Origin of the sequence: Chitiniphilus shinanonensis DSM 23277 (assembly GCF_000374805.1) — a bacterium.
GTDB classification, from domain to species: Bacteria; Pseudomonadota; Gammaproteobacteria; order Burkholderiales; family Chitinibacteraceae; genus Chitiniphilus; species Chitiniphilus shinanonensis.
The window spans coordinates 57,466-68,385 of record NZ_KB895354.1; the positions used below are offsets into that span (position 1 = coordinate 57,466).

At 69.3% G+C, this 10,920-nt stretch carries 9 protein-coding genes; 3 read left to right on the forward strand and 6 right to left on the reverse strand.

From position 1 onward, the window contains the following. Positions 1-475: 475 nt before the first annotated feature. From C556_RS0116525 to tssA, 3 genes are read left to right on the forward strand one after another with little or no spacing between them, the layout of a single operon-like run. Positions 476-1,906, forward strand: coding sequence for a hypothetical protein (locus C556_RS0116525; protein ID WP_018749361.1), 1,431 nt, complete (start codon positions 476-478; stop codon positions 1,904-1,906). Beyond that, entirely contained in the window at positions 1,903-2,166 is a 264-nt protein-coding gene (locus C556_RS0116530; protein WP_026263161.1) for a PAAR domain-containing protein, read from the forward strand. The genes C556_RS0116525 and C556_RS0116530 overlap by 4 nt, the downstream gene beginning before the upstream one ends. A 5-nt stretch (positions 2,167-2,171) precedes the next feature. Beyond that, positions 2,172-3,263 (forward strand): type VI secretion system protein TssA, encoded by a 1,092-nt coding sequence (gene tssA / locus C556_RS0116535; protein WP_018749363.1) that lies wholly within the window; start codon positions 2,172-2,174, stop codon positions 3,261-3,263. 220 nt (positions 3,264-3,483) lie between these two features. Here the strand turns inward: tssA and tssH are convergent, their stop codons facing one another. The 6 genes from tssH to C556_RS0116570 form a co-directional block, all read right to left on the reverse strand. Then, entirely contained in the window at positions 3,484-6,132 is a 2,649-nt protein-coding gene (tssH, locus tag C556_RS0116540; protein WP_018749364.1) for a type VI secretion system ATPase TssH, read from the reverse strand. A 39-nt stretch (positions 6,133-6,171) separates the two neighbouring features. After that, a complete protein-coding gene (locus tag C556_RS0116545; RefSeq protein ID WP_018749365.1) occupies positions 6,172-6,870 on the reverse strand; it encodes a hypothetical protein in 699 nt (232 codons plus the stop codon). Between the two features lie 25 nt (positions 6,871-6,895). Then, positions 6,896-7,942 carry a type VI secretion system baseplate subunit TssG gene (gene tssG, locus C556_RS0116550; RefSeq protein WP_018749366.1) on the reverse strand — a complete coding sequence of 349 codons (1,047 nt, stop codon included), beginning with the start codon at positions 7,940-7,942 and terminating at the stop codon, positions 6,896-6,898. Then, the gene (gene tssF / locus C556_RS0116555) at positions 7,906-9,768 is read right to left on the reverse strand and encodes a type VI secretion system baseplate subunit TssF (protein WP_018749367.1); all 1,863 of its coding nucleotides are present in this window, start codon (positions 9,766-9,768) and stop codon (positions 7,906-7,908) included. Before tssF ends, tssG begins: the two co-directional genes overlap by 37 nt. A gap of 143 nt (positions 9,769-9,911) precedes the next feature. After that, positions 9,912-10,358, reverse strand: coding sequence for an OmpA family protein (locus C556_RS20850; RefSeq protein WP_018749368.1), 447 nt, complete (start codon positions 10,356-10,358; stop codon positions 9,912-9,914). Between the two features lie 179 nt (positions 10,359-10,537). Continuing rightward, on the reverse strand, positions 10,538-10,920 hold a 383-nt coding region (locus C556_RS0116570), incomplete at its 5' end, for an Hcp family type VI secretion system effector (RefSeq protein WP_018747118.1).

A 10,920-nucleotide genomic window follows, 5' to 3' on the forward strand; every position in this document is an offset into this window, starting at 1 on the left:
ACAGTCCTGGGACATACGGCACGTCAGCACCACGCGGCCAGAAGTGTCTTGTCGGCGTGCCAGGCAAGCCGAAGTAAATACCGGCCTTTGCGCTTATGCAATGACCAAGGCTGTCCTGTGTACCCAAGCGCTCGTTTGATTCGATCGCCGCCGCCACCGCATACGCCCTGGCGGCCCGGACGTCGCCCCGAATAGCCCAACCAATCAGTAAGCCGCCGGCGCCTGGCGGCGTGGGCCACGCGCCCCCATGATCTCGCTCCGGCCATCGGCTCCCAACGGTCGGCCCACGATGCCGACTGGATAATCGTCGCATCCGCCCCGCCGGGCGGCAGTGGCGTCGCCGGCGGCGGGCAGTGACGGCGGTGCAAGGCCATGACGCCATCCGTGTCAGCGAGTCTGTCGATAAATGTACCAAAAGAGATAGAATGCCGCTTTACCGCTGTCAGCAAAGTTCAGAACAAACAAGCTTTCCAGCATGATCCTCAATTCCCTGATTTTCGGCGGCATCACCAGCGTGTGGTGGGCGCTGGTGTGGTTCGTGCTGCCCTTCGACCTGCGGCAGATGTCGGTGCCGGCGCTGACGCTGCTGCACGTGGCGCCGCCGGTATTGCTGATGGGCGCCTGGAGTGCCTGGAAGCACTACCGCGCCAAGCGCGCCGCCGCCGCGGCCCAGGCCGCACTCGACGCCCAGGCGGCCGAGCAGGCGGCCAAGATCGACGCGGCGCGCAGCGCGCACGAGGCCGAGCTGGCGCGCCGCCGCGCCTATGTCGAATGCCGCGGCGTGTGGGTGGCCTCCACCACCCCGCCGCCGGATTGGTTCGACGGTCAGCCCACGCATTGCGCCTTCCTGGAACAGCCGGCCGAGGAGACCGCCGGCGTCGGGCGCGAACACGCGTTGCGCCAGTCGCTGCGGGAAGTGCTGACCCTGGCCATCGGCGGCAGCCCGGCCGTGGCGTGGTTGCCGGTCTACCTGCTGCCCGGCACGCAACTGGCCGGCGCCGCCCAGCTGGAACTGGTGCGCGACGCGTGGCAGGCCGCCGTGGCGGACAACTTCCTGGAGCCCGCGCCCAGCCAGGCTGACTGCAAGTTCCTGCCCGGCACCGAAGGCATCGCCGACCGCATCGTCGCCCTGTTCGAGAACGATCCCACCCTGCCGGCGCTGCTGCTGCTGGGGCCCGATTCGCCGCTGGCCGACGCTCAGGAAGAAGACCACGACGACGACGGTCCCCCCGTCAATCCACCCGGCGGCAAGCCCGGCCACGCGGTGGTCGCGCTGTTGTTCAGCCGGCCGGGTCTGGTCACCGCCTACCATGCCGACGACAGCCTGCCCGCCGACGACGAGCGCGATCCGTACCAGCCCTATTGGGAACGCCAGGGTGGCGAAGCCGCCGCCGTCGGCTGGGCCCGCGTGCCACCCCCGCTGCAACCGTCGCTGCTGGACCTGGCGCCGCTGGCCACGCTGCACCAGGGCCGCGTGTTGCAGAAACAGGGCGGACTGGCGCGCGGCAACGCACTGACGCGGCAATTGCAAAGCCTGCTGGAAGCCGCGCTGATCAATGCCAGCCTGCGCGAGCACCCGTTCGACAGCGCCGACGCCGACGCCCCGCCGCCGGTGGAGATCGGCTGGCTGGCGCACAACAGCGGCAGCGTCGATACCGGCGGCAGCCGGCTGGCGGCGCTGGCCTCGGCGCTGCACTACTTCGGCAGCGAGCTGAACCCCATCGATCAGGCCACCAACGTGGTAGTCGAGTACGGCGACACCGGCGCCGCACGCGGCGCGCTGCTGCTGGCCACCGCCCTGCTGCGCGCCGCCCAGCTGGCGCAGCCCACCGTGGCCGCCGAATTCGAAGGCGACGATTTTGTCGGCGTCGGCGTGATGCGCCCCGCCGTGGGAGCAACGACATGAAACGAGTAGTGCGCCTGGGCGACCCCACCAGCCATGGCGGCACCGTGGTCGGCGCCTCGTCCACCACCGTGGTGATGGGCAAGCAGGTGGCCCGGCTGGGCGACGCGGTCAGTTGCCCCCGCCCCGGGCACAGCAACTGCGTCATCGTCGAAGCCGATCCCAACTGGCTGGTCGACGGCAAGCCGGTGGCGCTCGACGGACACAAGGTCAGCTGCGGCGCGACGCTGATCGCCACCATCCCCAATATGGAAAGAGGTTGATACAGATGGATCAGTCCCAACTGGACAAGCTGGAGCTGCTGCTCGCGCCGGTGTCGCCGGAACAACCGGCCGGCAGCGACCTGGGTTATTCGCCGTTGTTCGACCAGATCCGCGAGGCGCGCCGCGCCGACGACCCCGCGCTGGCGCAGGGCGACTGGGCGGCGTCGCTCAAGACCGCCGACTGGCCCAAGGCGCGCAAGCTGTGCGAGGACGCGCTGATCGGCCAGAGCAAGGATCTGCAACTGGCGGTGTGGTACGTCGAGGCGCTGACCCGCATCGAGGGCTACGAGGGCCTGGAATTCGGCCTGCGCTTCATCTGTGGCCTGTTGCAGCGCTTCTGGGAAACCGCGTACCCCGAGCTGGATCCGGACGACATGGACGAGCGCGTCGGCAAGCTGGAATGGCTGAACACCCAGCTGGGCCGCGCCATCCGCCTGGTGCCGCTGATCCCGGCCGCGCACGGCGGCTACGACTGGTACCGCTGGCAGGAATCGCGCGAGGTGGAGAACCTGGGCCTGCGCGACAGCGAGGCACGCGAGCGCGCCATCGCCGAGGGCAAGCTGTCGGGCGAGGCGTTCGACAAGGCCGCGCACTACGCCGGCCTGCCGTGGTTCCAGAAGCTGAACGGCCAGCTGGCCGGCGCCCGCGACGCCTACGCCGAACTGGATCGCCTGGGCGACGAGCGCTTCGGCTATTCCGCCCCCAACCTGGCGGAGATCCGCGAAGCGATCAACGCCACCAGCGAGGTGGTCAACCGCCTGTTCGAACAATTCGGCGGCCAGGCCGCCGCCCCCGCCGGGGAGGCACAGCCCGCCATGACCGCCAGCCACGACGCCAGCCCCGCCCCCGGCCCTGCCGCCGTCCCGCAGGCGACCTTCGCCGCCGGTCCCATCGCAGGCCGCGCCGACGCCATCCGCCAGCTGCGCGAAGTGGCGCGGTTCTTCCGTACCAACGAGCCGCACAGCCCCGTCGCCCTGCTGGCCGAGCGCGCCGCCAAATGGGCCGAGATGCCGTTGGAGGATTGGCTGCAGACCGTGATCAAGGACGATTCGACGCTGGGGCAGTTGCGGGAGTTGCTGGATTTCCGGCAGTCATGAAAAACGGCCCTGCAGGGCCGTTTTTCATGATGGGAAGGGAGAAGGGAGAAGGGAGAAGGGTAAAACCCGCAGCGCAGGGAGGGGGCCTTCTCTCTTCCCACGGTTTCTCCGTGAACCTCCGTGCTCTCCGTGTCCTCTGTGGTTCAGGACTTGGGGTTCAAGGTTTGCGCAGTTGCCCTTCCCCCTTCCCTCTTCTCCCTTCCCAGGGGCACCCGCCCCCTCAGCTCAATTTCACCTTCAGCTCGTCGCCCTTCACCGTCACGCCGATCTTCTTCACCGGCTTGCCGGCCGCCATGCGGTCGAGCAGGTCGGCGGAGATGCGCGCCAGCACGGTGCGGGTGAGGATGGCGTCGGCGTCGCGGGCGCCGCTGTCCACGTCGTAGCAGCGGTTGGCGATCAGCTCGACCAGGGTCTCGGGGAACTCGACCTGGGCGCCGTGGTTTTCCTCGATGCGGCGGCGGATCTTGCCCAGCTTCAGGCCGATGATGCGGCGCAGTACGTCGTCGCTCACCGGGAAGTACGGCACGATGGTCAGGCGGCCGAGGAAGGCGGGCTTGAAGGTCTTTTGCAGCGTGGGGCGCAGGATCTCGACCAGGTCGTCCGGCGTCGGGTCGCGGCTTTCCTCGCCCTCGGCGGCGGTCACGCCGTGCTCGACGGCGCGCATCACCAGGTCGGTGCCGGCGTTGGAGGTCAGCAGGATGATGGTGTTCTTGAAATCGACCTCGCGGCCTTCGCTGTCTTCCAGCAGGCCCTTGTCGAACACCTGGAAGAACAGCTCCAGCACGTCCGGGTGCGCCTTTTCCACTTCGTCCAGCAACACCACCGAATACGGCTTGCGGCGCACCGCCTCGGTCAGCACGCCGCCCTCGCCGTAGCCGACGTAGCCGGGGGGCGAGCCCTTCAGGCCGGAGACGCTGTGCGATTCCTGGTACTCGCTCATGTTGATGGTGATGAGGTTGCGCTCGCCGCCGTACAGCGATTCGGCCAGCGCCAGCGCGGTCTCGGTCTTGCCGACGCCGGACGGGCCCACCAGCATGAACACGCCCTTGGGCTTGCCGGGGTCTTCCAGGTTGGCCTTGGCGATCTGCACCCGCTCGGCGATCTGGCCCAGCGCGTGGTCCTGGCCGATGACGCGCTCGGCCAGCAGGTGCGCCAGGCGCTGCACCTGCGCCAGCTCGTTGTTCACCATGCGGCCCAGCGGGATGCCGGTCCAGCCGCTGATCACGTCGGCGATCACGTTCTCGTCCACGCATTCGAACGCCAGCGGCAGCTTCTTGTGGTGGTCGCGCAGCTCGTTGCGCTTGCTCTGCAACGGGCTGGGCTTCTTGCCCTTGGCCGCCGGCTTGTCGTCGCCCTGCTGCGCCTTGAGCGCGTCGATCTCGTCGACCAGCTTCTTCTGCACTTCCCAGGCGGCGTGCAGGGTGTTGAGGTCGCCCTCCAGCTCGGCGCGCCTGGCCTGCAATTCGGCGATGCGCTCGGCGTGGCCTTCCTCGCGCGCCAGTGCGGCGATCTCGCGGTCGATGTTGGCGATCAACGCTTCGACATCCTCCACCGGGCCGGGGCGGCCGGCGCGCGACAGCGCCACGCGGGCGCAGGCGGTGTCGAGCACGCTGATGGCCTTGTCCGGCAACTGGCGCCCGGTGATGTAGCGGCTGGACAGGTTCACCGCGGCGGCCACCGCCTCGTTGAGGATGTCCACCTTGTGGTGGCCGGCCATGGCGTCGGTCAGGCCGCGCACCATCTGCACCGCGATCTCGGGCGCCGGCTCTTCCACCTTGACCACCTGGAAGCGCCGCGCCAGCGCCGCATCCTTTTCGAAGTACTTCTTGTACTCGGCCCAGGTGGTGGCGGCGATGGTGCGCAATTCGCCGCGCGCCAGCGCGGGCTTGAGCAGGTTGGCGGCATCGTTCTGCCCGGCCGCGCCGCCGGCACCGATCATGGTGTGCGCTTCGTCGATGAACAGCACGATGGGCACCGGGCTGGCCTTCACTTCGTCGATCACCTGCCGCAGCCGGTTCTCGAATTCGCCCTTGACGCTGGCGCCGGCCTGCAACAGGCCGAGGTCCAGCGTGCGCAGGTTCACGCCCAGCAGCGCCGGCGGCACCTCGCCCTGCACGATCTTCAACGCCAGCCCTTCCACCACCGCGGTCTTGCCCACGCCGGGCTCGCCGGTGAGGATGGGGTTGTTCTGGCGGCGGCGTAGCAGGATGTCGATCATCTGGCGGATCTCGCCGTCGCGCCCCAGCACCGGGTCGATCCTGCCGGCGCGCGCCTGCGCGGTGAGGTCGATGGTGTATTTGTCCAGGCCCGGCGTGCCGCGTCGCGCGCCGCCGGGCGCGGCGGCCACCGGCGCTTCGTCCTGCGCCACCTCGGTGGGCGCCGGCCCGCTGCCGGCCTCGCCGCCGTGCTGGCGCAGCGCCGCGTAGCCTTCCTTCAACCGTGCGGCGTCCAGCTTGAGCAGCGTCGGCGCCGACTGTTGCAGCGCGGCGCGCAGCGCGTCGTCGGTCAGCAGCGCCAGCAGCAGGTCCAGCCCGGAGATGCTGTCCTCGTTGCGCTCGGCGCCGGCGATCAGCCAGGCGCGTTCCAGCCACTTGGGCAGCCAGCTCGACAACACCGGGTTGCGGGTGTTGCCGGTGCGGAAACCGTCGGCGGCCTGGTCCAGCTCGCGCTCCAGGCGCGCGGCATCCAGCCCGCTGGCGCGCAGCGCGGCGCCAAAGGCGTTGTCGGCCTGGTCGAGCAGCGCCAACAGCACGTGCTCGATCTCGACTTCGAAGTTGGTGCGCGACAGCGCGCGACTGGCCGCGGCCTCCACGGCGCTGCGCGCAATCGGGGTCAGGCGGCCGACCAGGGCCTTGAGCGGGGTGGACATGGGTGTGCTCTGCTTATGAATGGGGGTGGTGTGGGTGGGTCAATCGGCGGATGCGGTCTGCGTCGCCAGCCAGTGGCGGGCGCGCTGCGCGCCGTCCTCGTCCAGGTCGGCGATCAGCTCGCCGTACCAGGCCTCGATCGCCGGGGCGTCCAGCGCGGCATGCAGCACCGGCCAGCTGTTCTCCAGGAACACCGACAGGAACGGTACACCGCGCAGGTGAAGAAAGGTGTCGTCGGTGATGTGCAGCCGGCGATACACGTCGCGGATCCAGCCCAGGTACGGCAGCGCGTCGGCGTGGCGGCCGACGTTGCACAGGGCGGTGAGAAAGCTGATGTGCGCCTGGATCGGGTTGGTGTCCTGGCTGCTGGCGTTCAGTTCGCCGCTCTGGCGGAACCACTGCTCGCCGCGCTCGATCTCGCCGCACATCACCGAGGTGGTCGCCACTTGCAGCGCGTTGTGCGCGGTGGGCTCCAGCGCGAACAGCGCCTGCCAGTGGCCGAACGCCGCAGGCCAGTCGCCCAGGCGCGATTGCGCCAGCGCACACAGCCGCTGCGCGTCGGCGCGCACCGCGGGATTGGTCGCATCCAGCTGCGGCGCCGCCAGCCGCAGCACCGCCGGCATGTCTTCGGCCTGCAACGCGGCGATGGCCGCCGCCAGCTCGGGCGGATCGCCCTGCGGCGCGGGGTCGGCGGCAGGCGGATCGTCGCGCCGGCCGAACAATCGGGAGAACAGGCCCATCTCTGGCTTTCCTTGCGTGGTGCCGTCAGTGCAGCAGTCGGTAGTTCATCTGGTCCGGATGCGCGTCCGGCGGGGTGCCGTTGAGCCAGACGTTGCCGCCCAGCAGCAGCGGCTGGTCGGCGGCGAGGCGCGGCTTGGGCACGTCGCGGCGATCCAGCACCAGGGTCACATCGCAGGCCAGGCCGTGGCCGACCATGAACTGCATCAGCGCATCCAGCGCCTCGGCGCCCGGCTTGCCGGGCAGCAGGTGGTCGAAGTGCTTGCGGCGCATCGGGCCGAGGCGCAGTTGCATCTTGGTCTGGCGATCCCAGATCCGTTCGCCGGCGAAGGCGGACAGGCCCAGCTCGCAGGCCCCCGCCCCCAGCCGGGTCTGTTCCTCCACCGGCACGTCGATCCACTGGCCGACGAATTGCGCCATCTCGGTGTGCACGCCGAAGAAGCCTTCGATCAGCGTCACCATGGCCTGCGCCGACAACGGCTTCTGCGACAGCAGGCCGGCGTAGTGGATGAACAGGCTTTCGTCGACGCCGGCGGTCTCGGTGGTGCCCAGGCGTTCGCGCAGCCGCGCCAGCCCCAGGCCGGACAAATCGAGCAGATAGCGGGTGAAGCCGTCCTGGTCGCCGCTTTCCACCGCCAGCCAGTAGCGGTACTTGCGCCAGGCGCCGTAGAACAGCGCCATCGCGCGGTGGCTGAACAGGTCGAAGAAGGCATGCGCGCCGGTGTCGCGGTGGAACTGGCGCCGCTCCATCAGCAATTCGGTGTAGGCGCGGGGCAGGATGCCGCTGGGCCCGGTCAGGCCCATGAAGGCGACGGTCATCTCGTCGCGGCCGTGCTCGGCGTCGAGCGCTTCGGGGTCGGCCGGCTGGTAGCGCGTCAGCTCGCTGGCCGGGAACGACAGCGACGCCACGGTGCGGAAGCGCAGTCTGGCCGGCAGCGGGCCGCGCCGTTTCTCGCCGCGATGGTTGGCCGCCAGCGACAGCAGCCGCACGCCCTGGAAGAAACCGAAACGATAGGTGTCGCGGACCAGCTCCGCGTTCAGATCACGAGGGCTTCGCCCGAGCGCGCCGGCCATACCGCGACCTCCTCGTTTTGTTGTTGGGCGCTCTTCACCCGCAGCCGGGTAAAGCTGTTGGGCGCGCAGTAGAGCGCGAAGAAGCGCTCCAGCACGCTGGCGAACAGATAGACGCTGCCGCCGACGTAGTAGTCCTCGTCCAGCGTCAGCGTGATCTCGGTGCCGCGCACGAAGCCGGCGAAGTCGCGCCCGGCCACCCGGGTGACCGCCGACTGGCTGCCGATGCCGGCGATGCCCTGGATCTGGCGGTTGGTCACCGGCGAATCGGTCAGGTTGTACAGCGCCAGCATTTCCTGGAGCGCGCTCTTGCCGCCCTCGACGATCGACAGGTAGTTGAGCGACAGGTGGGAGACCAGCCGCCATTGCAGGCCGCGCCGCTGCGGCGGGCGCAGGCTGGGGGTGGGCTTGCGCAGCAGGCGCACCCGCTTGACCACCGAGTGCCCCGGCAGGGTGAAATCGGTATGCTGGCCGCCCTGGCTGCCGCCGAACGGGATGTGCTCGGGCAGATCGCGGTTGCTGCACAGGATTTCCAGGCTGAGCACCTCGGCGGCCGGGCGCACCGGGTTGAAGTCCAGGTCCACCAGGTGCAGCTCGATGTCGGTGCCCTTGTCGTCCTGGCGGGTGGCGGCCTCGCGGCTGGCGTGCCAGTAGAAGCGCGGCGCGTCCTGGTCGCTGCCGTGGCGCAGCGCGTAGAACGGCAGCACCTCTTCGCTCTTTTCGTCGCTGCCGGTCTTTTCCACCCGCACCACGCGCTTGATCTGCACCACCTCGAATGCCTGCTGCTTGCGGCTGTCGACCCACACGGGGTACGAGGCACGCTGGTGGGTGACGCGGATCGGCTCTCCCGCCTGGGTGAACAGGTTGACGATGGGGGTGCAGCCCAGCTTGAAGTGCTGCGCGCCCAGGTTGTTCAGCAACCGCTCGTGGCGCTCGGTGTCGGGATAGCGGCCGATCATGCACTGGATCACCAGCTTGTTGCCCGACAGCCGCGGCGCGATCTCGCCCAGGCGCAGGAAATCCAGGAACAGGAATTTGTCGGGAAAGCTGAAATACTCGGTGAGCAGGCGATAGCCGAGGAACGAGCGCTCGTCGTATTCGAGCACGCCCTCGTCGCGGCCGAAGCCCACCGGCTGGATCATCGACGCCGGCAGTTCGCGCGTGGTGCCGGGGTGATCGGTGCCGTCGCCCACCCTTACCCGCAGCGTCTGTGACAGCATCAGCTCGTACAGCAGGTGCATCAGCGCCGGTTCGCCGTCGAGGAACACGCGCAGGCGATCCAGCCCGATCTGCCCCACCGCCAGGTCGCCGTGGGTTTCCAGCTCCAGCGTCAGCACCGCCGCCGCATCCGGCGCCAGCCGGCGCAGGTGGGCCGAGCCGCTGGCCAATTCCAGCCGCACGTTCTTGAGCGACAGCGGGTACAGATCCACCGGGTAACAGGTGCGGAACTTGCACACCACGCCCTGGATCGCCGGGGCATGCACCGCGTGGTGGCGGTCGATGGTGTAGCGCTTGGCGATCTCGGGGCGCTGCGGGTCGCACTCGAACTGGACGATGGTCGAGGCCGGGATCGGCCGCAGGTAGTGCGGGTACAGCACCTCCAGGAAGCTGGACGAGATCTCGGGGTATTCGTCGTCCAGCTTGCGGTGGATGCGCGCGGCCAGGAAGGCGAACGATTCGATCAGGCGCTCGGTGTGCGGGTCCTCGCACTGGTCGCCTTCCAGTTGCAGTCGGCCGGCGATCTTGGGGTAACGCCGCGCGAATTCGCCGGACAGCTCGCGCAGGTAGCCGAGTTCGCGTTCGTAATAGGGAAGCAGGGATTCGAGCATGGTCGGTCAGGCGGCGGCCACGATGCGCTCGCCCCGGCGCAAGGCCGGGGCGCCGGGGTGGGCATCGATCAACGGGTGTTGCACGGCATTCCCCGGTCAGCCGCCCTGCCCGGCCGCTGGCCGGGACGGGCGGTGGCGTTGTGTTATTGGAATTCGACCACGGCGGCGTGGCGCGGCTGGTCGGTGGTGAAGCGGATGCGGATCTTGGCGGCGGGCACGCCGGCCTTGATCAGTTCGGTGCGCACCGCGTTGGCGCGGGCGATGGCGGCATCCTTGGCGTTGCCCACCTCGGCGCGATCGCAGAAGCCGCGGATCGACACGCTGGTGGCGGCCTTGGCCTTGTCGGCCAGCGCGGCGGCGCGCGCCTTGTCCGCGTCGCCGAGGCTGACGCTCATCTTGTCGAACGAGAAGGTGTTCGGATCGACGGCCGGCGTGGCGCTGGGCGCGGGGGTCGGCGTGGGCTTGGCCGGCGCGGGAGCCGGCGCCTCCTTGCGCCACTTGCCCTCGTCCTTGGCCGGTTCGGTCTTCTTGGGGGTGTCGGCGCAACCCGCCAACAGGGCGAGGCCCAGTAATCCGATCACGATGCGCATCTTGATTCTCCTCGGGGTAAGAGTCTGTTCATGGGCTTCTCGCGCGACCGGCCGGCGGGTCGCGCCGTGGCGCCGAAAAGACCATGAACAGGCTTCGGCCCGCCGCGCGGGCGGGCGGAAACCGGGCGGACCGACCCGCGTCGCGCCAGCGCGCGCGGGATGATCCGCCCCGTGGCCGATCAGGCGATGGTCTTGTTCGCCGTCAGGTCCCAGCCGGCGCTGACATTGCCGCCGCCGGCGCCGTCTTCACGCTTCTGCTGGGTGTAGGTCCACTTGATCTTGCCGTAGCTCAGGCTCACCGACTCGGACGGGAAGCCGTCGTCGTTGGCCGCGCCTTGCGGCTGCACCTTGGAGATCAGCACCTGTTCCAGCTTCACTTCCAGATACTTCACCTTGTCGCCGCCCGCGCGGCACAGTTCCAGGGTGACTTCCTTGATGTGCTTGCCGGTGCAGCACGCTTCGTACAGCTTCGGGCTGGCCTTGTCGATCAGGTGCACGATGTCGAAGGTGCTGTGGTTGACGCGCTCGGCGGTGGCGCCGCCGACCGAGCTGGCGGTGGCCG

Bases quoted from the DNA above. Each gene is read 5' to 3' on its own strand.
- C556_RS0116525 (WP_018749361.1), top strand. From the start codon at position 476: ATGATCCTCAATTCCCTGATTTTCGGCGGCATCACCAGCGTGTGGTGG.
- C556_RS0116530 (WP_026263161.1), top strand. From the start codon at position 1,903: ATGAAACGAGTAGTGCGCCTGGGCGACCCCACCAGCCATGGCGGCACC.
- tssA (WP_018749363.1), top strand. From the start codon at position 2,172: ATGGATCAGTCCCAACTGGACAAGCTGGAGCTGCTGCTCGCGCCGGTG.
- tssH (WP_018749364.1), bottom strand. From the start codon at position 6,132: ATGTCCACCCCGCTCAAGGCCCTGGTCGGCCGCCTGACCCCGATTGCG.
- C556_RS0116545 (WP_018749365.1), bottom strand. From the start codon at position 6,870: ATGGGCCTGTTCTCCCGATTGTTCGGCCGGCGCGACGATCCGCCTGCC.
- tssG (WP_018749366.1), bottom strand. From the start codon at position 7,942: ATGGCCGGCGCGCTCGGGCGAAGCCCTCGTGATCTGAACGCGGAGCTG.
- tssF (WP_018749367.1), bottom strand. From the start codon at position 9,768: ATGCTCGAATCCCTGCTTCCCTATTACGAACGCGAACTCGGCTACCTG.
- C556_RS20850 (WP_018749368.1), bottom strand. From the start codon at position 10,358: ATGCGCATCGTGATCGGATTACTGGGCCTCGCCCTGTTGGCGGGTTGC.